This window comes from Aeromonas sp. 82P (assembly GCF_051919365.1).
GTDB lineage: Bacteria > Pseudomonadota > Gammaproteobacteria > Enterobacterales > Aeromonadaceae > Aeromonas > Aeromonas veronii.
Map to the genome: position 1 here is coordinate 2,450,157 of NZ_JBQBEV010000001.1, position 23,952 is coordinate 2,474,108.

Annotated in this window: 16 protein-coding genes and 2 pseudogenes; 8 read left to right on the forward strand and 10 right to left on the reverse strand. The window is 60.0% G+C overall.

Translation table 11 applies throughout. The annotated features are described in order from the left end of the window. Positions 1-52: 52 nt before the first annotated feature. The 3 genes from ACTG2S_RS11225 (at position 53) to fdhD (ending at position 3,687) form a co-directional block, all read left to right on the forward strand. A complete protein-coding gene (locus ACTG2S_RS11225; protein WP_234881962.1) occupies positions 53-295 on the forward strand; it encodes a hypothetical protein in 243 nt (80 codons plus the stop codon). A 429-nt stretch (positions 296-724) separates the two neighbouring features. Continuing rightward, complete coding sequence (locus tag ACTG2S_RS11230) at positions 725-2,857, forward strand: sigma 54-interacting transcriptional regulator (protein WP_439982524.1); 2,133 nt, start codon at positions 725-727, stop codon at positions 2,855-2,857. Beyond that, positions 2,854-3,687, forward strand: coding sequence for a formate dehydrogenase accessory sulfurtransferase FdhD (gene fdhD / locus ACTG2S_RS11235; RefSeq protein ID WP_274161859.1), 834 nt, complete (start codon positions 2,854-2,856; stop codon positions 3,685-3,687). The genes ACTG2S_RS11230 and fdhD overlap by 4 nt, the downstream gene beginning before the upstream one ends. A 101-nt stretch (positions 3,688-3,788) precedes the next feature. On the opposite strand, the gene asd is transcribed toward fdhD, so the two are convergent. The 4 genes from asd to ACTG2S_RS11255 all read right to left on the reverse strand — a co-directional run bounded on the left by asd (position 3,789) and on the right by ACTG2S_RS11255 (position 8,409). Then, a complete protein-coding gene (gene asd / locus ACTG2S_RS11240; protein WP_005345266.1) occupies positions 3,789-4,901 on the reverse strand; it encodes an aspartate-semialdehyde dehydrogenase in 1,113 nt (370 codons plus the stop codon). Positions 4,902-5,262: 361 nt separating this feature from the next. Beyond that, a complete protein-coding gene (locus ACTG2S_RS11245) occupies positions 5,263-6,570 on the reverse strand; it encodes a D-amino acid dehydrogenase (protein WP_337993052.1) in 1,308 nt (435 codons plus the stop codon). 154 nt (positions 6,571-6,724) lie between these two features. Continuing rightward, positions 6,725-8,245: a cryptochrome/photolyase family protein gene (locus ACTG2S_RS11250; RefSeq protein ID WP_274161862.1), complete on the reverse strand. Its 1,521-nt coding sequence runs from the start codon at positions 8,243-8,245 to the stop codon at positions 6,725-6,727. Then, the gene (locus ACTG2S_RS11255) at positions 8,245-8,409 is read right to left on the reverse strand and encodes a DUF2256 domain-containing protein (RefSeq protein ID WP_074042620.1); all 165 of its coding nucleotides are present in this window, start codon (positions 8,407-8,409) and stop codon (positions 8,245-8,247) included. Before ACTG2S_RS11255 ends, ACTG2S_RS11250 begins: the two co-directional genes overlap by 1 nt. 460 nt (positions 8,410-8,869) lie before the next feature. Here ACTG2S_RS11255 and ACTG2S_RS11260 point away from each other — a divergent pair, with 460 nt between their 5' ends. Then, on the forward strand, positions 8,870-10,255 hold the full coding sequence (locus ACTG2S_RS11260) for a tryptophanase (RefSeq protein ID WP_274161863.1): 1,386 nt from the start codon (positions 8,870-8,872) through the stop codon (positions 10,253-10,255). A gap of 134 nt (positions 10,256-10,389) precedes the next feature. On the opposite strand, the gene cdd is transcribed toward ACTG2S_RS11260, so the two are convergent. From cdd to ACTG2S_RS11275, 3 genes are all read right to left on the reverse strand, one after another. Continuing rightward, entirely contained in the window at positions 10,390-11,274 is an 885-nt protein-coding gene (gene cdd, locus ACTG2S_RS11265; RefSeq protein WP_005333283.1) for a cytidine deaminase, read from the reverse strand. 197 nt (positions 11,275-11,471) lie between these two features. Then, positions 11,472-12,158: an LrgB family protein gene (locus tag ACTG2S_RS11270; protein WP_274161864.1), complete on the reverse strand. Its 687-nt coding sequence runs from the start codon at positions 12,156-12,158 to the stop codon at positions 11,472-11,474. After that, positions 12,155-12,511 carry a CidA/LrgA family protein gene (locus ACTG2S_RS11275; RefSeq protein ID WP_005333279.1) on the reverse strand — a complete coding sequence of 119 codons (357 nt, stop codon included), beginning with the start codon at positions 12,509-12,511 and terminating at the stop codon, positions 12,155-12,157. Before ACTG2S_RS11275 ends, ACTG2S_RS11270 begins: the two co-directional genes overlap by 4 nt. Positions 12,512-12,671: 160 nt before the next feature. Here ACTG2S_RS11275 and ACTG2S_RS11280 point away from each other — a divergent pair, with 160 nt between their 5' ends. Further along, positions 12,672-14,381 carry a glycoside hydrolase family 36 protein gene (locus ACTG2S_RS11280; protein ID WP_274161865.1) on the forward strand — a complete coding sequence of 570 codons (1,710 nt, stop codon included), beginning with the start codon at positions 12,672-12,674 and terminating at the stop codon, positions 14,379-14,381. A 78-nt stretch (positions 14,382-14,459) separates the two neighbouring features. Here the strand turns inward: ACTG2S_RS11280 and ACTG2S_RS11285 are convergent, their stop codons facing one another. The 3 genes and pseudogenes from ACTG2S_RS11285 to ACTG2S_RS11295 form a co-directional block, all read right to left on the reverse strand. Next, positions 14,460-14,960: a hypothetical protein gene (locus tag ACTG2S_RS11285; RefSeq protein WP_005360277.1), complete on the reverse strand. Its 501-nt coding sequence runs from the start codon at positions 14,958-14,960 to the stop codon at positions 14,460-14,462. A 155-nt stretch (positions 14,961-15,115) separates the two neighbouring features. Then, positions 15,116-16,541: pseudogene (gene sbcB / locus ACTG2S_RS11290) on the reverse strand (exodeoxyribonuclease I). 320 nt (positions 16,542-16,861) lie between these two features. Then, positions 16,862-17,711 (reverse strand): annotated as a pseudogene (locus ACTG2S_RS11295) (IS5 family transposase). 201 nt (positions 17,712-17,912) lie between these two features. Between ACTG2S_RS11295 and ACTG2S_RS11300 the strand changes: the two are divergent. From ACTG2S_RS11300 to hrpA, 3 genes are all read left to right on the forward strand, one after another. Next, the gene (locus tag ACTG2S_RS11300) at positions 17,913-19,190 is read left to right on the forward strand and encodes an HD-GYP domain-containing protein (protein WP_274161511.1); all 1,278 of its coding nucleotides are present in this window, start codon (positions 17,913-17,915) and stop codon (positions 19,188-19,190) included. Between the two features lie 120 nt (positions 19,191-19,310). Then, a complete protein-coding gene (locus ACTG2S_RS11305; RefSeq protein WP_021230185.1) occupies positions 19,311-19,733 on the forward strand; it encodes a CBS domain-containing protein in 423 nt (140 codons plus the stop codon). Between the two features lie 240 nt (positions 19,734-19,973). Beyond that, the gene (gene hrpA / locus ACTG2S_RS11310) at positions 19,974-23,888 is read left to right on the forward strand and encodes an ATP-dependent RNA helicase HrpA (RefSeq protein WP_274161512.1); all 3,915 of its coding nucleotides are present in this window, start codon (positions 19,974-19,976) and stop codon (positions 23,886-23,888) included. Positions 23,889-23,952 lie beyond the last annotated feature (64 nt).

A 23,952-nucleotide genomic window follows, 5' to 3' on the forward strand; every position in this document is an offset into this window, starting at 1 on the left:
ATTTCTGCTCGGCTTCGGTTTTTTCGGCTGTTTTATGGCAGCAAGGCTTGCCATGAGCAGCGTATTTTCTGCCTTGAGTATTTCCAGTGCCTGGCTGATCGGGTTTATCTCCACAACCTTGATCAACGGCCTGCTGCTGGGGGTGATCACTCTGCTGGTCTACCTCACGCACCAGAGCGTCACCGCCGAGCTTGCCGACAACGCCAGCTGGCTGCTGATGGCCTTCCAGAGCCTGTCGGCCCTCTTTATCTTCGGTGGCCTGAAGTGCTGCCACAGCCGGATCATCACCTCATAAATTGCCGATAAATGGGCAGCAAACGCCATCTTGAAATCCGCAGCCAGTGAAGCAGCCAGCGAAGAGGAAAGGGCAGATCTGACAGTTGACGGCGGCCCACTTTTCGGGCGCCTTAATTGAGATCAAGAACTGATGAAATAACCGGTTAAATATGGCCATCAGATATATTAAATCGGATTGTAATGAAATTTGAGCTCATCTATGATGAGTCGCCATTCCAATATATCCCCCGATAACGATGTTACTTTTTGTTGTCGTTCGTTAATAACAACTCTGGAATTGCAACATGCGACAATTTTCGTCACCGCTTTTCTTATTGGCAGCCGCTTTTACGGGCTGCGGCTATTTATTTTGGTGACGGGTGCTTGTCGTGATGCGATGGCATGGACAGCCTGACTGGTGACTAAATCGATATAACGTGAGGCCGCAATGCTAAATGTGAGTGCCATCCCCCTGGACGAGATCTCTCCCATCTGGGACGACGGTTTCCTCCTGCTCTCCAAATCCCTCCTGTCGGCCGTGACGCTCGATGATTTTATCCACAAACTCAACAAGATAGATGCCAGCTTCGGCGGCGTAACCCGGGTCAACCTGATCCTCAACATGGGTGCGGACGAGGAGGCCATCTTCTACTTCATGGGACATTCCGGCCCAAAGCATCTGGTCTGCCCCAAGGCAGAGCTGCACCTCTCCCCCCGTCCTACCAAAGAGACCCCGGAACAGGCCATCATTCTCGCTGCCGCCCGCTTTGAGAATCGCTACCCGGCGCTGGATCGCGAAGGGGTCTACGGGGGGCTGCGCTCCTACTGCCAGCTCCCCATTACCACCGCCCGCAGCCATCTGGGTGGGGTCGAGTTTATCAACACCCAGCTCGACAGCTTCACCATGGAGACCCTCGCCAAGCTGACCCAGCTGGCGGCCATTATCGCCATTGCGCTGGAGAACGTGCTCGACAAGGAGCGCACCCTTGAGCAGGCGAACTCCCTGCGCCTTGAGCGCGACAGCTGCAAAATTCTGGTGGATGTGACCAACGCGGTAATCAAACTGGTGCGCATCGCCGAGCTGCCAAAGAGCCTGTTTACCATCCTGCACCACCACTTCGGCATCAGCAGCTTGTGTCTGGCGGAGTACAACGCCACCTCCGACAGCTTCAAGAGCTATCTGGTCAATCAGCACCAGAGCGAGCAGCCGGGGATCATCGATCACTCCTGTTTTGAAAAGAAGTGTCTGCAGGGGGCTCTTGGTCATAGCGAGCCGTTTTTCGTCTATCGCGAACATGGCCACGGCTGCAGCAATCGCTGCCGCTTTACCTCCCAGATCCTGCCCCCCGAGGCCGACAGCTCCTGCATTTTGCCGCTGCGCTATCGGGGCAACCTGCTGGGGGTGTTGATCCTCTCGCACCCCAACGCCGACTTTTTTGCCGATATCGATATCTCCTTGCTGGAGCAGGTGGCGGCGCGCACCGCCATTGCCATGAACAACGTGCAGGCGCAGCAGGAGATCTCTAACACCAACGGCGCCAAAGAGAAGACCATTCGCATCAACGAGCCGCAGATGCAGGGGGAGTTCCCCCACATCATCTACCAGAGCGCGGTGATGGAGAGTGTGCTGGAGAAGGTGCGGCTGGTGGCCGAGAGCGACAGCACCGTGCTGATCCTCGGCGAGACCGGCACCGGCAAGGAGCTGATCGCCCAGGCCATTCACGCCCTGAGTGCCCGCCACGACCACGAGATGGTGAAGGTGAACTGCGCCGCCATCCCGACCGGCCTTATCGAGAGCGATCTGTTTGGCCACGAAAAGGGGGCCTTTACCGGCGCCCTGACCCAGCGCATCGGCCGCTTCGAGCGGGCCCACAAGGGCACCCTGTTCCTCGACGAAGTGGGGGATATGCCGCTGGACTTGCAGCCGAAACTCTTGCGGGTATTGCAGGAGCACGAGCTGGAGCGGGTGGGCAACAGCAACCCCATCGCAGTGGATGTGCGGTTGGTGGCCGCCACCAACTGCGATTTGCTCTCCATGGTCAAGAACAAGCGCTTTCGAAGCGATCTCTACTACCGCCTCAACGTCTTTCCCATCGAGCTGCCGCCGCTGCGCGAGCGCCGCGAGGACATTCCGCTCTTGGTCAATTTCTTTATCAAGAAGATCGCCAAGCGGATGCGCCGCACCATCACCTCCATCCCCGCCGATGCCATGAAAATGCTGGTGTCACTCCCCTGGTACGGCAATATCCGCGAGCTGGAGAACGTCATCGAGCGCGCCGTGGTGATGACCCGCGGCCATGTGCTCAACCTCTCGCCCGATGAGCTGATGCCCCTCAAGGGTTACCACAAGATTGAGACCCTGGTGTATGACGAGCCCGCCACGCAGCTCTTTGCCGAGGAGGGGCCGACCGATGAGCGCGAGGCGATCATCGCCGCCCTGCGTGACTGCAACGGCATCGTGGCTGGCGAGCGGGGGGCGGCCAACCGCCTTGGTATGAAGCGCACCACCTTGCTTTCGAAAATGAAGCGGCTCGGCATTTCGGCCAGAGATCCCGAGATCATTGACGGGGTCGCACCATGAGAGAGCTACTTGAGCTGGAGGCGCAGAACGAACTGGCCCGCTGCGCCATCCACCGCGAGGTGGTGCACTACCGCGCCGATACACTGACCTGCGACAGCGAGATGGCGCTCCCCTCCGAGACGCCGGTGGCGCTGGTCTACAACGGCATCGCCCACAGCGTGATGATGTGCTCGGCCTCCGATCTGGAGGATTTTGCCATCGGCTTCTCGCTATCCGAGGGGATCATCGACAGCCTGCTCGATATCCACGACATCGAGCAGATTGATGGCTGTCAGGGGATTGAGCTGCATATCACGTTGGCCAATCGCTGCGTTTATCGCCTCAAAGAGAAGCGGCGCACGCTCGCGGGGCGCACCGGTTGCGGCATCTGCGGCAGCGAGAGTCTGGAGCAGGTGATCCGCACCCAGCCAAGCTTGCCCGACAGTCAGCGTCTGGCGGTGGGCCATATCGATAAGGTATTGAGCGCGCTGCGCCCGCTCCAGCTATTGGGTCAGCGCACCGGCGCCACCCATGCGGCTGTGCATCTGGACGGGGAGGGCAATATTCTCGCCATTCGCGAGGATGTGGGGCGCCATATCGCGCTGGACAAGCTGGTGGGTCATCTGTGCCGCACGGGTCGCCGTGATGGCGCCATTCTGGTGACCAGCCGCGCCAGCTTCGAGATGGTGCAAAAGTGCGCCAGCGCCGGGGTCGAGATCTTGCTCGCCATCTCGGCCGCCACAGAGCTTGCGGTCGAGCGGGCCGAGCAAACCGGGCTCACCCTGGTGGGCTTTTGCCGCCCCGGAAGGGCCGAGATCTACAGCGGCTGCCAGCGAATCCTGCTCAAGTAATGGCAAGGCCGTGAACCCGTTAAACGGGTCATAAAAACAGGCAATGAAAAAGGGCGGGGAGTGTGACTCCCCGCCCTTGTTGTATCTGCTTCTGTGGCGGGTTAACGCGCCAGCAGGATACGCAGCATGCGGCGCAGCGGCTCGGCGGCGCCCCACAGCAGCTGATCACCCACGGTAAAGGCGGCCAGATACTCAGGGCCCATATTGAGCTTGCGCAGACGACCCACCGGAATGCTGAGGGTGCCGGTAACGGCAGCCGGAGTCAGCTCGCGGGCGGTGATGTCGCGATCGTTGGGGATCACTTTTACCCAGTCGTTGTGGGCAGCCAGCAGCGCTTCGATCTCCGCCAGCGGCACATCCTTTTTCAGCTTGATGGTGAACGCCTGGCTGTGGCAGCGCAGGGCGCCGATCCGCACGCAGAGACCATCCACCGGAATGACGGCGTTTTCGATACCCAAAATCTTGTTGGTCTCGGCCTGACCCTTCCACTCTTCACGGCTCTGGCCGTTGTCGAGCTTGGTGTCGATCCAGGGGATAAGGCCACCGGCCAGCGGCACGCCGAAGTTGTCTACCGGCAGGGTGCCGGAGCGGGTCTTCTCGGTGATCTTGCGCTCGATGTCGAGGATGGCGGAGGCGGGGTCCGCCAGCTCGACCGCCACTTCGTCACGCAGCATCCCCATCTGGGTGACCAGCTCGCGCATATGGCGGGCACCGCCACCGGAGGCGGCCTGATAGGTGGCCACGCTCACCCACTCCACCAGATCGGCCTTGAACAGGCCGCCGAGGGCCAGCAGCATCAGGCTGACGGTGCAGTTGCCGCCGACGAAGGTCTTGATGCCATCGTTCAGGGCCTGCTCGATGACGTCGCCATTGACCGGATCGAGAATGATGACGGCGTCTTTCTCCATCCGCAGGGAGGAGGCGGCGTCAATCCAGTAACCCTGCCAGCCAGCGGCTTTCAGGCGCGGATAGACATCCTTGGTGTAGTCGCCGCCTTGGGCGGTGATGATGATATCCTGCTTGGCCAGCGCCTCGATATCGAAGGCGTCCTGCAGGGTACCGGCATCGACGCCGAAGTTGGGAGCGGCCTCACCGGCCTGGGAGGTGGTGAAGAATGTGGGTTGAATATGGGCGAAATCCTGCTCTTCCTGCATCCGGCTCATCAGAACCGATCCCACCATGCCACGCCAACCGACCAAACCTACTTTTTTCATATTGTCCTACCCTGGATTGCTGCTAAAGAAACTCGCGGTGACACCCGTAACCCCTTGTCTGGCGACGCCTGTTTACAAGCGGTTTACAGGCCATTTAAAAAATATGCGCTGCGAAAAATGCGTCTATCCACATTACGGATTGTGGCGGCTTGCGCAAGTCGAATTGCGCAATATTCTGTGCCGTTTGCTGCATTAACCGGCAGCCAGCGCACCGCTCAGGCAGACGGGGAGGGAGAAGGTCAATATCAGACGAAAAGGCCACCGTTTTTGGCGGTGGCCTGTCAATAAAGCGGTTGAGAACGTCCTCTGCTGTTGTCTGAGGGCGTAGTTGGCGAGTGAAACAGCCCGACAGCTTGGGCGCTTAGCCGTAACGGGCCAAAGTGAGCCCCTCATCGCTGATGGCGGGCTCGCTGCCGCTGATCAGATCGCACAGAAGCTGACCCGAACCGGCCGCCATGGTCCAGCCCAATGTGCCGTGGCCGGTATTGAGCCAGAGGCCGGGAATGGGGCTTGGCCCCACCAGCGGGGTGCCGTCCGGCGTCATGGGACGCAGGCCGGTCCAGAACTCGGCCTTGCTGATATCGCCCCCTGCGGGGAAGAGATCGCCGACCACCATGGCCAGGGTGTCGTGACGTCTGGGGTTGAGAGCGAGGTTGTAGCCCGACAGCTCCGCCATGCCGCCGACCCGGATCCGCTCGTCAAAGCGGGTGATGGCCACCTTGTAGGTTTCATCGAGCACGGTACTGCGCGGCGCGGCCTCGGCATTGATCATCGGCAGGGTGAGGGAGTAGCCCTTGACCGGATAGACAGGCAGCTCCAGCCCGAGCGGGCGCAGCAACGGCCGCAGAAAACCGGTGGCATAACTGCCAAGCGCACAGACGATGGCATCGGCGCGATAGCGCTGCTCGCCCGCCCGCACCGCCACGGCGCGGCCGCGGGCTTGCTCAATCTCGTCGATGTCGCAGTTGAAGACGAATTTGACCCCGAGCTTCTCGGCTTCAAGGGCCAGGGCCTTGGTGAAGCGGAAGCAGTCGCCGGTCTCGTCGCCGGGCAGACGCAGGCCGCCGACGATTTTGCCGCGCACCCGCGCCAGCGCAGGCTCTGCCGCTTCGCAGCCGCTGGCATCGAGCGACTGGTAGGGGACGCCATACTCCTCCAGTACCTCGATGTCGCGCTGACTGGCATCGAGCTGGGATTGGCTGCGAAACAGTTGCAGGGTGCCGAGCTGGCGCCCTTCGTAATCGATGTTCAGCTCGTCGCGCAGCAGCTTCATGCAGTCGCGGCTGTATTCGGCCAGACGCACCATGCGCCCCTTGTTGGTGGCATAGGCGGTCGGAGTACAGTTGGCGAGCATTCTGAGCATCCAGCGTAGCTGGAAGGGGTCGGCGGTGGGGCGCACGGTGAAGGGGGCATGCTTTTGCAGCATCCACTTGGCAGCCTTGAGCGGGATGCCGGGGGCCGCCCAGGGGGCTGCATAACCGGGTGATATCTGCCCGGCGTTGGCATGGCTGGTTTCAAGGGCGACGCCACCTTGTCGCTCCAGCAGGGTCACCTTGTGACCCGCCTTGGCCAGATACCAGGCGCTGGTTACCCCAATCACGCCGCCACCGAGAACCACTATCTCCATATCGTCTTTCCTTGACTGATCTCCTGATGTGGCCACCACCATAATCAGCCGCCACAGGATATTCAACCGCTCTACGCAGGATTGGGATCTCCGTCTGCTTGCCGGTCACAGGCTGGTGTTTGGTGCGATGACGAGCCTGATTGCCAGCGTAAATCGCTGCGCTGTTTTCAGGGCAGTGTCAGGGGACATGGCCCGCTTACAACTGCTCCAGCTTGATCAGGTAGTGCTCCGCTGTTGCCAGAATGGCCTGCTGCTGCGCTGCGGCTTGGCCATCCCAGTTGGCATAGGGGAGGGCGAGGCGGGGATTGCGGCCAAGTTTGTCCCGATTGCGCCAGAGAAAGTGCCAGTAGAGGCTGTTGAAGGGGCAACTTCCGTCGCCGTGGCGGGCTTTGACCTGATAGTGGCACCCCTTGCAGTAGTGGCCCATCCGTTCGAGATAGGCGCCGCTGCTGGCGTAGGGCTTGCTGCCCATCAGGCCGCCGTCGGCAAACTGGCTCATGCCGCGGGTGTTGGGCAGCTCCACCCACTCGATGGCATCCACATAGATACCGAGATACCAGGCATCCACCTCGTCAGGATGGATCCCCGCCAGCAGGGCAAAGTTGCCGGTCACCATTAGCCGCTGGATATGGTGGGCGTAACCGTGCTCAAGAGACTGGCGAATGGCGTGACGCACGCAGGCCATCCTGGTTTCGCCGCTCCAGAAGAAACCGGGCAGCGGCCGGTTGGCCTCGAGAAAATTGGCCTGCTTGTAGTCGGGCATCTTCTCCCAGTAGAGGGCGCGGACAAACTCGCGCCAGCCGAGGATCTGGCGAATAAACCCCTCTACCTGCGCCAATGTGATGGTGGCCTGATTGGCCTGCCAGTGGGATTCGGCGGTCCGAATCACCTCAAGCGGATGAAGCATCTTGCTGTTGAGGGAAAACGACAGACGGCTGTGAAACAGGCTCCAGCCCCGCTCGCTCAGGGCATCCTGATAGCGGCCAAAGTGGGGCAGGCAGTGGGTGAGAAAATGGGCGAGCAGCTCACGACTCTGGCGCCTTGTGATGGGCCAGGGCAGCCTGCTGGCATCTGCCTCGCCTATGGTACTGATCCCGTGGCGGGTCAGCATGGCGTCAATCTCGCTCACCTCGTTGGCAAAGGTGAGGGGGGCCGGGATAGGCTGGCGATCCGGCAGTTTGGCGCGGTTCTCGTCATCAAAATTCCAGCGCCCGCCAAGGGGTTGGCCGCGCTCATCGAGCAGCACTTGGTATTGCTTTCGCAGGGCGCGGTAGAAGAACTCCATCCGGCTGTGGGGGTAGCGCTGCCAGCCATCGCGGGGGGTGAGAAAATGTTCGCTCTCCACCTCGGTAGCAGGGATGGCAAGGCCCGCCGCCCAGCTTTTCAACTGGCTGGCGAGGCGCCACTCATCCGGGCTCTGCCAGGCAAAGCTGCTGGCCTGATGTGCTTCGAGCTGAGCCTCCAGCAAGCCGGGCAAGTCGGGCCAGCGGGTACTCTCATCCAGGGTCAGGTAACAGACGCGGTGGCCCGCTTGGGTGAGTGCCGCTGCGAAGGCGCGCATGGCGGCAAAGAAGGACAGCACCTTCTGGCGATGGTGGCGGCAGTAGTCGGTCTCCTGGCGCAGCTCCGCCATCAGGTAGCAGACCGCCGGATCTGGGGTGCGAAACCAGCTGTGAGCGGCGTTCAGCTGATCGCCGAGAATCAGGCGCAGCTCCATCAGGCTGGCTCCTCATTATGTTGATGGCTACGGAGACGAGCGTGGCGACAGCGTTCGCTGCAGTAGCGAACCTCCTCCCAACTGCGCGCCCACTTGCGCCGCCAACTGAAGGGGCGCTGGCAGACGGGGCAGATCTTCTCGGGCAGATGGGGTTTGCGATGCATGATGGCTTCCGGCCTTGGCTGATGGGGGATGTGGCGTGTGGGTAGGGAGAATAACGAAGCGGGGGCGCGGGCGGATCAACCTCGCTGCCGGTTTGCCGCGCAGATGCCCACTTTGTGAGCGGGCGCACAGCCCGTCGGTGCGCCCCTTGTTTGCCAATTAACCAGCCGTTAACGTGGCGAGGCTGCCCGTTGGCAGCATCCATCTATGGATCTTGTTGGCCACCGACTGTCTACAACCGATATGGAGGGGAGTGATGCCAATCATGACAGCTACGCCCCGGGCAGCTTGCCTGCTCGCCCACTGGTATACCCGGGATCCCATTCTCACCTTCGACTTTCCTCACCGCTGATTGGCGGCACCCGCCGTTTGAATTTGTCAGCCGGACGACCCTGATCGCCCCGGCCTCTTTGCCAATCCCGATTTCATACACACTGGCCTAGCGCCGGTGAGGAGTCTTTTATGCGTCGTATACCCGAGCCGTTTCGTATCAAGATGGTCGAGCCCATCAAACAGACCACTGGCGACGAACGCCGTGCCGCCCTAGAGGCCGCTGGCTGGAACCCCTTCCTGCTGCTGGCCGAGGATGTCTACATCGATCTGCTGACCGACAGTGGCACAGGTGCCATGTCCGATCGCCAGTGGGCCGGCATCATGATGGGGGACGAAGCCTATGCGGGCAGCCGCAACTTCGTCGAGCTGGAGCGCACGGTGCGCGACATTTTTGGTTACCAGCATGTGATGCCCACCCACCAGGGGCGCGGGGCGGAGCAGATCCTCTTCCCCGAGCTGGTCAAGCGCTGCAAGGGCAAGGCGCCGGTCTTTATCTCCAACTACCACTTCGACACCACCAAAGCCCATGTGGAGTTGGCTGGCGCGCGGGCCATCAACCTGCTCACTCCGAAAGCCCTCGACACCACGGCCCCCTATGCCTGGAAGGGGGATTTTGATCTCCCTCGCCTGAGCGACACCATCGAGACCCTGGGGGCCGCCAATGTAGCTGGCATCATCATCACGGTGACCTGCAACAGCGCCGGTGGCCAGCCGGTCTCCATGGCCAATATGGATGCGGTCTCAGCGCTGGCCCGTCGCCACCAGATTCCGGTGGTGATCGACGCCGCCCGCTTTGCCGAGAATGCCTGGTTTATCAAGGAGCGGGATCCGGCCTATGCCAAGTGCAGCATCAAGGAGATAGTGCGCCAGATGTTTGCCCTGGGGGACATCTTCACCATGTCGGCCAAAAAGGACGGGTTGGTCAATATCGGCGGGTTGTGTTGCTTCAAAGAAGACCTCGACCTGTTCCGCGCGGTGCAGGTGCGCTGCGTGGCGATGGAGGGGTTTGTCACCTATGGCGGCCTTGCGGGGCGGGACATGGCGGCGCTTGCCATCGGTCTGCGGGAGGGGATGGATGAGGAGTATCTCACCTATCGCATCAGTCAGGTGGCTTATCTCGGCGAGCGGCTGGCCGAGGCGGGGATCCCGATCCAGACCCCCACCGGTGGTCATGCGGTGTTTGTCGATGCTAAAAAGCTGCTCCCCCATATTCCGGCCGAGCAGTTTCCGGCCCATGCGCTCGCCTGCGAGCTCTATCTGGAAGGGGGCGTGCGCGGGGTGGAGATTGGCTCCCTGTTGCTGGGGCGCGATCCCGCCACCGGCAAGCAGGAGGCGGCGGACTTCGAGCTGTTGCGCCTCACCATTCCGCGTCGGGTCTACACCCGGGATCACATGGACTATGTGGCCGACTGCCTGATCGCGGTAAAAGCGCGGGCCAGCGGCATTCGCGGGCTCACCTTTGACTACGAGCCGCCGCTGCTGCGCCACTTCACGGCGCGGCTGAAACCTGTCTGATCAGCAACCAGTCAGACTGGGTGATCAACCCAGCCAAGCCGTGAGGATAACCGGCTGCTCCCGGTTAAACGGCCCAGTAAAAAAGCCCCCGCACCAAGGTGCGGGGGCTTTCATTTATCGACGCAAAGCAGGGGTCAGACCGCCTGATACTCCAGCTCGACGGAGCCCAGCGCCTTGAGGGTGGACTGGGCGGAGTCACGCTGGCTGATCTGGCCGTTTTTGTTCTCCAGCAGTACTGCGCGGCGGATGGTGGCGAGATCTTCACCGTTAAGCACCGCATGGGCGCAGGCCATCTGCATCGGCGGCAGGCTGGGGTTGAAAGCGGCGTTCTCGGCGTAGCGGCCAGAGAAGATGCGGCCATCGGCAAACTGCAGCGCCACCGCGGCATAGCCCTGGCTATAGGGGGCGTAGCTTTGACGGGCTGCGGCCAGCGCGGCTTGCCACAGCGGGTCTTCGCTTTGAAGTTCAAGCTCTGCGTGATCCTGCGGGCTCATCAGCGCATCTGTGATGTCGAGATCCGCCGGGCCAAACGAGTGGGGCAGGAAGGATTGCAGGGCGCTCAGGTCATCGGGCAGGGAGACTTTCAGGATCTTGGCGGTGCTCAGCTCGTTCATGAACTGACGGCAGTGGCCGCAAGGGGTGTAGTTGACGGTGATTTCAGAGATCCCGGTCTCGCCACCCAGCCAGGCGTTGGAGATGGCGGACTGCTCGGCGTGAACCGAGTGGAACAACCCTTGCCCCGCGAACTCCATGTTGGCACCGAAGTACCAGGTGCCGCTCAGGCCGCAGGCGATGGCACCGACGTAAAATTTGGAGATGGGGGCCACCGAGCAGGCAGCCGCCAGCGGCAACAGGGCGAGGCGCAGGGCGCGATCATCGAGACCTGTGGCGGCTTTCAGGGTGGCGACTTGCTCCGGCGTGAAGCGGGCGTTGAAGTCGGCACTATCCAGCATGGGCTGCACGGCTGCTTTGAGCGGGGCAGAGAGGGTATCGAATGGCTTGGCAAAACGGGGATGCATAGTGTGTCCTCAAAGGCCAATTGGGCGGCCATTGTAGGGAGCAAGCTCGGGTAAATGTGTGAGCAGGCTCACGCCCTGACGGGCAAACGGAGGGGGATGGTAATGGAAACGTTTGTCTTGTGCAAATTGTGCGGCAGGTCGCACCCCGAGAGGCCAGCAGGCCCCCCGGAATGGTCAACAGGTGGTCAATGGGGTGATCAGATCAGCCAGTGATAGATGGCAAACAGCAGCGGGGCGACGGCCGCGGTGAGGATCCCGCACACCACCATGGCGAGCGATGCAAAGGCCCCCTGGGTGATCCCCTTCTCGGCGGAGGTGGCGGTGCCGATGGCGTGGGCACAGGCCCCCATGGCGAGCCCTTGCGCTTCCGGATCAGTCACTTTGAACAGTTTGAGCAGCGGGTAGCCGATCAGGGCACCGACAATCCCCACCACCACCACCACTGCGGCCGCAATGGCGGGAATGCCGCCGATGGACTGGCTGACGCTCATAGCGAGCGGGGTGGTAATCGATTTGGTCGCCAATGAGGCGAGCAGCGCCGGATCTGTGCCCATAAAATGACCGATCAGCAGGGTTGTGCACACCGAGATCAAGACGGAGGCGAGGGTACAGATTAGGATGGGCTTGAGCTTGGCCTGGATCTGGCGCGCCTGCTGATAGAGCGGCAGCGCCAGCGCCACCACGGCGGGCTCCAGCAGCATGGTAATGGGGCTGCTGCCGCGCTCGTACTGCTCAAGGGGCAGGTTGAACCAGAGCAGCAGGCCGATGATCACCCCGGTCGGCACCAGCACCGGATTGATGATGGGCCAGGGCAGGCGTCGATAGAGGGCGCGGGTGGCGAAATAGAGCGCCAGGGTCAGGGGAATGGCGAGCCAGAAGATCATTTGTTCATCCTCTGGTAGAGCCGACCGACGGTGGCGAGGATAAGCACGATCCCGAGCACGATGCAGAGCATGATGACGCCGAAGGATTGGCGCAGGGGCTCAAGCCAGGCCACCAGTCCGACCGCGACCGGCACGAACAAAACGCCCATGTGGCGCAGCAGCAAACCTGCGCCCAGCTCGACCCAGTGCAGCTTTATCAGCTGAAGGGAGAGCAGCACGAACAGCAGCAGCATGCCGATGATGCTGCCGGGAAAGGCGAAAGGCAGGATGGCTGCCACGGATTTGCCTGCCAGCAGGCAGGCGACGATGACCATAAAGTCACGAAAGTACAGCAAGGCGCGTTGCGCGATCACGTGAACCTCATCGACTGGGAAGAAAAATCGCAGTTTACCAGAGAGGCCGGGTCGCGGCATTAAAACAATAACAACTGAAATCAGTTCGTTTGAAGCTGATTTGATTGGCAATTTTTGAAAATTGTCTGATAGAACCCTTTTCGAACTACAAGGAGTAGTGATGACATCCCTCTTGTCCCGAGTTCGCCAGCTGGCGAACGATAATGTGTTGCCACCCCATCTGCTGCAAACCCGTCAGTGGGAAGGGCCCATGTGCCGGGTGCGACTCGACAACACTGGAGTTGATGCCACTCCGGTTGACCGCTGGGTGCTGTTTGATGGCAAGCTTGGCCTGCCGGTGGAGAGCGCCATTTATGGCGAAGGATTCCAGATGCTGGCCCAGACCATGGGTAGCTGGCAATCACCGCAACATGTCGGCCGTTGCCCCGATGCCAGCGTCTATCGCATCACTGATGACAAGGACTATCACACCATTCACAACCTGTTGCTGGTGGAGCATGGCAAGGGGTGGCTGCTGCTCGCCTTTGCCAGCTGTCACCGTTTTGGCGGGGAGTTTCGCCTCTACCCTGATGGTCGCCTGCAGATCCTGATGAACTGCGAAGGGCGAAAACTTGCGGCTGGTGGGCACTGGCAGAGCGAGGCGCTGATCTGCCTTGAAGGGGCGGAGCGCGAGGATCTGCTGGCCGAGCTGGCACGGTTGATCGAGGCCGAGCACGGCTCGCTGATCGGCAAGGTGAGTGAGCGCCCGAGCGGCTGGTGCTCCTGGTATCACTACTACGCCGAGGTGAGCGCTGCCGATATTCGCGAGAACCTGCAGGTGCGTGCCGAGCGTTTCCCGGCCCTGCGCTATGTGCAGATCGACGACGGCTATCAGGCCAAAATGGGTGACTGGCTCACTCCATCGGCCAAGTTCGAGCAAGGTGTTGCTGCATTGGCTGCGGAGATCAAACAGGCTGGCTGCGAGCCCGCCCTCTGGGTCGCTCCCTTTATTGCAGAGCCCACTTCGCAGCTGTTTCAGGATCACCCCGACTGGTTTGTGAAGGGGGATGACGGTCTGCCGTTGCCCTCCGAGCGGGTCACCTATGGCGGCTGGCGCTGCACCCCCTGGTATGTGCTGGACGGCACCCACCCCGAGGTGCAAGCGCACCTTGAGCAGGTGTTCCGCACCCTGCGCGAACAGTGGGGCATCCACTACTTCAAGCTCGATGCCAACTTCTGGGGCGCCATCCACGGTGGCCGTTTCCACGATCCGGCTGCCACCCGTGTTGAAGCTTATCGGCGTGGTATGGCCGCCATCCTGCGTGGTGCTGGTGAAGGCGCTTTCCTGCTCGGTTGCAATGCCCCCATCTGGCCAAGCCTTGGGCTGGTGCACGGCATGCGGGTGAGCGATGACGTGGAGCGCAATGGCCACCGCTATCGCCAGATTGCCCGCGAGGCCTTCTGCCGCGCCTGGCAGAATGACAAGCTCTGGGCCCTCGACCCCGACTGCATTTGCCTGCGGGATCTACCGAGCCAGCAGGCAAGTAAGGCTGAATACAGTTTCCATCTGGCTGCACTGGTGGCGAGCGGTGGCATGATGCTGGCGGGTGATCGACTGCAGGATCTCGATGAGGAGCAGGCGGCGCACCTTCGCAAGCTGTTGGCGCTCTGTGCGGCCCGGTCACCCTCTGCCCGTTTCGAGTCGATGGACTTTGCCTGCGGTGAAGTGAGCCTGCCCGAGGGCGGCACTCTGCTCTGCCTCTTCAACTGGGAGGGGCAACCACAGGAGTTTCTGCTGCCGGAAGGGGGAACTGATTGTTGGCAGGGGCAGGCAGTCGGCACAACCGTGACCCTGCAAGGGGGCGAGGGGCGGGTGATCCACTACACCTGATCACAGCCTCACCATAAACAATTCAGGCTCCATCACGGAGCCTGAATTGTTTCAATTAGCGGTTATCAGTCACGTTTTTCAGTAACGCCACTCAAAACCAACGGCGTATTTGGCAGAGCCATAGCCCGGGATATCACTGCCGGAGGCGATCGCCTTGAGGGTTAGCAACGGGGTGATGGGCACCCCCAGACCAAAACCGATGGCCAGCTGATCATTGGGGTTCCCCATCAGATCGACCCGCATCACTCGATAGAGGGACATATCCTCGCTCAGGTGCATATAGGCTTGCGAAGCGCGGTTATAGACCTGACCAAACACCTCCAGCTGGAAACCTGACTGGGCGCTGATGGCCAGCGGTACCCCGACAAACTTGTAGAGATGGGAGCCGTTGAAGTAGCTGTTGGTGATCAGGGGAGTGAAATCAGTCTGCTGATAAAGGGTGTTGAAGTTCTGTTCTACGATGCGATAGGTCTGCTCGGGCAGGCGAGCAAGATAATCCGGCACATCGAACCGGTATGCGGCGTTGGCTGCCAGCGGCAGCAGGGCCAGTAATCCGAGCAGTGCGTGGTGACGAGGCATCAGCAAATGGCTTCCGTTCGGCCAAAGAGATCTCTTGCTTGGGAGACATCCGCTCAGGATGTTGCAAGATATTGGTTTTTGGGGAAATCCCCTTCGTCATTATGACCTGAAGAAGGGGATGGGCGGGAAGGATTTATTGTGAAACTACTCACAACTCATAAATCTTCCAGATAGTGATAAAGACTCTTTAGAATCGCAAAGTTCCGTTCGTTACTCTGGTTGCTCGGCCAACGCCTCGAGACGGGGCACATAGTCCGGCAGACGGCGGCTGAAGTAGTCGCTGCAGTGCAGGCGCCAGCGTTTCTGCTCCGCTTCGCTCAAGGTGTGCGGCCAGTTGCGGGCGCGGTAGCGGAACAGCATCTCCGGCAGCCGGGAGTCGGTAAAGGTGAACTCCCGCTCACCCAGCAGATCCGCGGGGGTGGCACGCACCAGATCCATGGTGGACTTGTCGCCATGGCCAAAGAATCCGGCGTAGAGCTGGGTATCGGGGTCGCTCTCATTGCTGCCGGCGAACTCCTGATTGAACACTTCCACCAGTTTTTCCCGCACTTCGGGGTGGGCGCGCAGCAGATCCAGGCTCTTGCGGCACTGCTCCCGATCGATGCCGAGCTCGTCGGCGCGCTCCGCCGTCAGGGTGGCGGCCGGCGCCAGCACCGGGCACTTGTTGATGTGCACCAGTTTGACCGGAATGCCCGCCAGATCCCCCAGCTCCTCTTTCTTGGTGTAGAGGCGCTCGCGGATCTCCTCGCTGGAGAGTTCAATGAGCGGGGTGGGGTCGCGGGTCAGATCCACCATGATCACCGCGTTCTGGTTGTTGGGGTGCCAGGCGAGCGGCGAGACCCAGCTTGCACAACCCTGCCAGGGGGAGAACATGCCGGAGACATGCACCAGTGGCTTCATGGTCACCACGTCAATCAGCGCCTTCACCTTGTTTTTGTTACGCAGATCAAAGAGATAACCAAACAGCTTGGGTTGGGCTTTTTTCACCAGCTTGGCCATCTCGATGGTGGCCAGCACGTCCGAGAGTGCATCGTGGGCATTGGCGTGAGTAACGCCGTTGGCGACCGTCAGCTTTTCAAGTCTGAAACTCGGTTTTCCTTCATCGTCAAAGGCCCACTCGATCCCCTCCGGCCGCAGGGCATAGCAGGCCCGCAGCATGTCGAGAATATCCCATCGGGAGTTGCCGTTCTGCCAGCTGTAGGCATAGGGGTCATAGAAGTTGCGATAGAGGGTGTAGCGGGTCACTTCATCATCGAAGCGGATGCTGTTGTAGCCAAGCACACAGGTATTCGGCGTGGCGAACTGCTCGTGGATCTGGCGAATGAAATCCGCCTCGCACAGCCCATCCTTCATCGTCTTCTGTGGCGTGATACCGGTAATCAGGCACGCCTCCGGATCCGGCAGATAGTCCGCTGGCGGCTTGCAATAAATGACCAGCGGCTCGCCAACGATGTTGAAATCTTCATCAGTACGGATACCGGCAAACTGCGATGGCCTGTCCTTGGCGGGGCTGATGCCGAAGGTCTCGTAGTCGTGGAAATAGAATGTTGGCTCATTGCCCGCGTGTGCTGTTTTGCTCATGTTGCTCGAGATGAGGTATCCGATGACGGTAGCGCCTGGCGCTAGGGTGGGCGGTGCCAGGCACCACAATTGTGTGCATGGTAAACCATAGCGCAGGCAGAACGAAGGGCGAGCCGTGCAGGTGGCGGTTTATTGGGCGGTTGCTCCCGATATCTTATGCACTTCTGTCTTGCTTACCGAGTCTATAAGACCCATCTATTTCTCAGGATATGATGATTGTTTAGTGATATCTGTGGCGTTGTTTCCCAAATCAACCATCAAGCTGCCCCTGCCCCTGCCCCTGCCCCTGCCCCTGCCCCTGCCCCTGCCCCAAGTGACCGCTAAACTCGGGGCTTTCTGACAGGTAGGCCAAGGGTATTCAGTTTGTTTATGGCGCTTACATACGTCATCACCTCCCCCACTTGGCCGTTGTAGTTACGCAGACTGATTTTCCCCGCCAGTAACTGCTTGAACCGATACAACCGATACATTGCCGTCTCTGCCAGCGAGCGACGGTGATACCCCGATATCTTCTTCCAGTGCGCCAGCCCTTCTTTGCGCATCAACAGCACGGTCTCATTTCTTGGATGCCCCTTTTCCATAACCCCGCGCTCTTGCGAGGCGGGATACAGGCTGTCGCCCTTTTGCGCGAGATAAGCTGATGACTAGCTTTGCTGTCATAGGCACCATCCGCATAAACACGTCCCAGTTTGCGCCGCAGTGGCTTGAGCAGAGTCGGCAACACCTCGACATCATGGACATTCTCCAGTGAGATTTCCGCGGCCACGATATCGTGGGTCACCGGGTCTACTGCCAGATGCAACTTGCGCCAGACTCGCCGTTTCTCGGCGCCGTGTTTTCTGACCTTCCACTCGCCTTCACCAAATACCTTCAGCCCGATTGAGTCGATGACCAGGTCGGTGATACGCCTCTTGGCGGGTTGTCGATAGGACACTTTCACCGTGCGATGGCCCACAGAGTGAGGTTAAAAATCCTCTTGAGCATCAGGAAGGTACAAATAGTCTGGTCGGTGTAGAGCTGGCTGCAGCCCCGCTGACCATGATGATCGTGGTGGAACCAGTTGTTCATGGCCTCTGTATCAACACAGAAGGTGAGGGAACCACGGTTAATCAAAGACTTGTTGTATTGAGGCCAGTTGGTGATGGGTGAAACGACGTGTCCATGATGCAGACCTGAAGAGGATGGTGGTGATCAGGTCACCAAACCCTCAGTTAGCATTCAAGCTGCATCTATTTGGGAAACAACGCCGGTACCAGGGTCATAAATGCCTATAAAAACAAGGTAAAAGGCTCGGCTATTGACTAAGTTGATAGAAGGCGAAGCATAAAACAGCGCCAGTTTGATACGACAACATCGCATGGGACCCGGATCATGGACAGAGCGCAGGGCGCAGCCCCCTTTTCGTTGCAAGTGGATCTAAGGCAGGTGGTGTATGCCCTGTCAGCCTCGCTGGATCTGGTGGGCATTGGCGATGTGGCCCACGGTAAACGGGTCGGGATTATGGCTGCCGAGTGCAGCCGGGAGCTGGGAATGAGTGAGGCCGAACGCTGTCTGCTGTTCGAGCTGGGGGTGCTGCATGATATCGGTGTCTCCTCGACCATCACCCATCACCATCTGGTCAGCGAGTTCGATTGGGAGTCCTCCCAGCGTCACTGCGAGGTGGGATATCAGCTGCTCAAGGATTTCCGTTTGCTGGCCCCACTGGCCCTGCCTATCCGTTATCACCACACCCACTGGCACCTGTTGCGCGAGATGGCTGATGTGGACCCCAATGTGGCCCGTCAGGCCAACCTTATCTTTCTGGTGGATCGCTGCGATGCGTTGGCGGCGCCCTACTATGGCGATGGTTCATTGTTGATGCATACCAACGAGATCCGCGCACGCCTGCAGGATTTCCGTGACGAGTTCTTTGCCCCCGAGCTGGTGGATGCCTTCCTCAAGGCGTCTCGCTCTGAGGCATTCTGGCTGCAGCTGGAAGCGCGCTCCATCAATGATTACATGCTGGAGATGCTGCAGGTGCGGGAGCCTTGTCTGACCTTCAACGGGGAGCTAAAAGCGCTGGCGCAGATCTTCTCCGGCATTGTCGACGCCAAAAGCCCATTCACGATGATGCATTCACTCGGTGTGAGCAGGTTGTCTCGGGCATTGGCCGAGCAGATGGGAGTCAGTGCCATCCATTGTGACATGCTGGAGATCGCCGGTTTGCTGCACGATTTGGGCAAGCTCAGGGTGCCGGACGAGATCCTCGACAAGCCTGCCAGTCTGACGAAAGAGGAGCGGGCAATCATCAATACCCACAGCTTCGAGACTTACCAGATCCTGCGCCATATCGAAGGGTTTGAAGAGATTGCCTGTTGGGCGGCCTATCACCATGAGGAGCCTGACGGGGAGGGCTATCCGTTCCACCTGCCGGCATCCGCCATGGCGCTCGAAGCGCGGATCCTGCGGGTCGCCGATATTTTTCAGGCCATGGTGCAGGACAGACCTTATCGGCCCGGCCTGCCTGCCCGTGACGCATTGACCTTTATGCAGCAACTGGCGGATCAGGGGCGGGTCGATCCCGCTGTGGTGGCGGTGCTGGCCGATCACCTGCCGCAGATGATGATGGCAGCCATTCCGGATCGCGAGCCGGCTCATGCCATCAATTGAGGGAGAGGCTGGCCGCTGACTCATACCGCCGCGAGCCAGCTATGCTTGGAACAAGCCGAGCATGGTGCCGGTACCGGCGCACAAGACGCCAGCTTGATGGACTACCTTAGGGGAGCAGATATGGAATCGCTAAAAGCCAAGGATTATATGCAGAGCAGACCCATCACCTTCACTGCCGACATGATGGTGCAAGCTGCGGTCGAGAAATTTCTGAACAGTCATCAGCTCGGTGGCCCGGTGGTGGATGGGCAGGGCCATCTGATTGGCTGGATCTCCGAGCAGGATTGCATCGCAGTGCTGCTTAAGGAGGCCTATCACTGCGAACAGGTGGCGCAGGTCAAGGATGTGATGCGCAAGGAGGTGTTGTCGGTGGGACCCGATACCAGCATTTTGAGCCTGGCGGAGATGATGATGGGGCAAAAGCCGAAAATCTATCCGGTAGTGGAGGAGGGGCGTCTGCTCGGTGTCATCAATCGCCACAACGTCATGCAGGCCATTCACGCCCAGCTCACCACCTGTTTTGTCCATCACTCCCACGGTTAACCCTGTTTTTCTCTCTCCCAAGGCAAGCTTCGGCTTGCCTTGGCTATTTCATATGCTGCCATTTATTCATGTTATGCCATCTTACAATGGTTGTTTTGTCATGTTTGAGGAGCGGCCAATCTCTCTGTCTTCCCATATATAACGCTACGTTAAGGCTTGCACCGCCCCCGCTCGCTCTTTAGGATCGCTCCCAGCTTATCGATATGGCCCCTCTGGGCACCTATTTAAGGAATTCGTACCTTGTCTCTCTCTATCGAGGCGCTGCGCCGCCGTCTCTCTGCCTGCATGAATCTCGACGCCCGCCGCCTTTCCAGTCGTCTGCACGGGGTCAAGAAGCTGCCTGAAGGCAAACAGGCCGCCGTGCTGGAGACCATTGCCGCCGATCTGGATGCCGCGCAAGCGCGTTATCAAACCCGTCTGGCCGGAGTGCCCAAGGTCACTTATCCGGACAACCTGCCGGTCAGCCAGAAGCAGGCTGAGATCGCCAAGGCCATTCAAGAACATCAAGTGGTGATCATTGCAGGGGAAACAGGCTCGGGCAAAACCACCCAGATCCCCAAGATTTGTCTGGCGCTCGGGCGCGGGGTGAAGGGCTTTATCGGCCACACCCAGCCACGCCGTTTGGCAGCCCGCACCGTTGCGGCCCGTATTGCCGAGGAGATGGAGTCCGAACTCGGTCACTACGTGGGTTACAAGGTTCGCTTTACCGATCAGGTGAGCGAGCAGACCCACATCAAGCTGATGACCGACGGTATCCTGCTGGCGGAGATCCAGAACGACCGGATGCTCACCCAGTACGACACCATCATCATCGATGAGGCCCACGAGCGCAGCCTCAATATCGACTTCATCCTGGGCTATCTTAAGCAACTGCTGCCCAAGCGCCCCGATCTCAAGGTGATCATCACCTCGGCCACCATCGACCCGCAACGTTTCTCCCGCCATTTCAACAAGGCGCCGGTGATCGAGGTCTCCGGCCGCACTTATCCGGTGGAGGTGCGCTACCGTCCGCTATTTGTTGATAAAAAAAGCAGTGACAAGAGCGAAGGGCTTGAAGAGCGCGATGAACTGCAGGGGATCTTCGACGCGGTGGAAGAGCTGGCCCGCGAGGGGCTCGGGGACATCCTCATCTTCATGAACGGCGAGCGGGAGATCCGCGATACCGCCGATGCCTTGCGCAAGCTCAATCTGCGCGATACCGAGGTGTTGCCGCTCTACGCCCGTCTCTCCAACGCCGAGCAGAACAAGGTGTTCCAGCCCCATGCTGGGCGACGCATCGTGCTCGCCACCAACGTGGCGGAGACCTCGCTGACGGTGCCAGGCATTCGCTACGTCATCGATCCGGGCACCGCCCGTATCAGCCGCTACTCCTGGCGCACCAAGGTGCAGCGCCTGCCTATCGAGCCTGTCTCCCAGGCCAGTGCCAACCAGCGTAAAGGGCGTTGCGGCCGGGTGGCAGACGGTATCTGTATCCGCCTCTACTCGGAGGAGGATTTCAATAGCCGTCCCGCCTTTACCGACCCCGAGATCCTGCGCACCAATCTGGCCTCGGTCATCCTGCAGATGCTGGCGCTCGGCCTTGGCAACATGGAGGCGTTTCCCTTCGTCGAGCCACCAGAGTCCCGCCATATCAAGGATGGCCTGACTCTCTTGAAAGAGCTGGAGGCGGTGCGCGAGCTGCCCGCCACCGGCGAGCGCGAAGCCAAGTTGCAGCTGACCGAGACCGGTCGCCAGCTCTCGCGCATCCCCCTTGATCCGCGTTTGGCGAAGATGGTGATCAGCGCGGCGCAAACTGGTTGCCTGAGCGAGGTGATGGTGATCACCGCGGCCCTCAGCATTCAGGATCCCCGCGAGCGACCCATGGAGAAGAAGCAGGCCGCCGATGAGCAACACAGGCGCTTTGAGGACAAGGATTCCGACTTCTTCGCCTTTGTCAATCTGTGGAACTATCTGAAAGAGCAGCAGGATGCCCTTGGCAGCAACCCGTTTCGCCGCATGTGCCAGAAGGAGTTTCTCTCCTACCTGCGGGTGCGTGAATGGCAGGACATTCACTTCCAGCTGCGCCAGACGGTCAAGGAGCTTGGTTTTAAAGCCAACCATGAACCTGCAGATTTCAAGACGGTGCACTGCGCGCTGCTGACCGGCCTCTTGAGCCATATCGGCAACAAGGATCTGGAAAAGCCCGAGTTCCTTGGTGCTCGCAATGGCCGCTTCCACCTGTTCCCGGCCTCGGGCCTGTTCAAGAAGCCGCCCAAGTGGGTGATGGCCGCAGAATTGGTGGAGACCTCGCGCCTCTACGCCCGCATCAACGCCAAGATTGAACCCGAATGGGTGGAGCCGCTGGCTGGCCATCTCATCAAGCTGCACCACAGCGATCCTCACTGGTCGAAGAAAAACGGCGCCGTGATGGCCAAGGAGAAGGTGACCCTTTATGGCCTGACGCTGGTCAATGAGCGCATCATCAACTTCAGCCGCATCGATCCGGCGCTGTGCCGCGAGCTGTTTATCCGCCGCGCGCTGGTGGAGGGGGATTTCGAGACCCGTCACCGTTTCTTCAGCGATAACCGCAAGCTCCTGGCCGAGGTGGAGGCGCTGGAGCACAAGTCCCGTCGGCGCGACATCCTGGTGGATGATGAGGACTTGTTCCGCTTCTACGATGCCCGTCTGCCGGAGGATGTGATATCAAGCCGTCACTTCGACAAGTGGTGGAAAGAGGCGCAAAAGCGGGATCCCGAGCTGCTCAACTTCGAAAAAGAGATGTTGATGAAGGGGGATGCTGCCCACATCAGCGATCTCGACTACCCCAACTTCTGGCAGCAGGGGCGTCTCAAGCTCAAGCTGACCTATCAGTTCGAGCCGGGGGAGGCCGCCGATGGCGTGACCCTGCATATTCCGCTGCCGCTCCTGAATCAGGTGGAGGTGAAGGGGTTCGAGTGGCTGATCCCGGGGCTGCGCCACGAGCTGTTGGTGGCCCTTATCAAGTCGATGCCCAAGCCGATGCGCAAGAACTTCGTGCCGGCGCCAAACTATGCCGATGCGCTGCTTGCCAGCATCAACCCCGAGCAGGGACCGCTACTGGACGAGATGGAGCGTCAGCTGCGCCGCATGACCGGCGTCACCGTACCTCGTGAATCCTGGGACTGGACTGCGGTGCCCGATCACCTGAAACTCACCTTCCGGGTGGTGGACGACAAGCACAAGAAGGTGGCGGAAGGCAAAGATCTGGAGGCATTGAAAGAGTCCCTGCGTGGCAAGGTGCAGGAGACCCTGTCGCAGGTGGCGGACGATGACATCGAGCAGTCTGGCCTCACCCTGTGGAGCTTTGGCGAGTTGCCGCAGGAGTACAGCCAGAAGCGTGGCGGCTTCGAAGTGAAGGCCTATCCGGCGTTGGTAGACGAGAAAGATTCGGTCGCCATCCAGCTGGTGGAGAGCCCGGTGGTGCAGCAGCAGCTGATGTGGGCCGGTCAGCGTCGGCTGGTGCTGCTCAATGTGCCATCACCCATCAAGTATCTGCAGGAGAAGCTGCCCAACAAGGCCAAGCTCGGGCTCTATTTCAACCCGTTTGGCAAGGTGGCGGAGCTGATTGACGACTGCATCGCCTGTGGCTGCGACAAGCTGATCGAGCAGCATGGCGGGCTGGCTTGGGACGAGGCCGGTTTCGAGGCGCTCAAGGAGTTTGTTCGCGCCGAGCTCAACGATGCGGTAGTGGAGGTGGCCAAGCAAGTGGAAGCCGTGCTGACGTTGTCCCATGAGATCAAGAAGCGGCTCAAGGGCAAGATGCAGCTCGATACCGCCTTTGCCATGTCGGATATCCAGCAGCAGCTCGGCAACCTTATCCACAAGGGCTTTGTCACCGAGACCGGCTGGCAGCGGTTGCCTGATTTGCTGCGCTATCTGCGGGCCATCGAGCGTCGCCTGGAGAAGCTTGCCATCGATCCCAACCGGGATCGGGTCTACATGCTCAAGGTGCACAGTGTGGAGTCGGAGTACAAGGCGCTGCTGGCCAAGATCCCCAAATCCCAGCTTGTTCCCACCGAGGTGGCCAATATTCGCTGGATGATCGAGGAGCTGCGGGTATCGTTCTTTGCCCAGAATCTGGGGACCCCTTATCCGGTCTCCGATAAACGGGTGCTTAACGCCATCGCTCAGTGCTAAGCTGCTATCTAACTGTTTTAACAGCATGATAGCGGGTGCTGAGAAGGGGTTGCCGGTCAGGTAG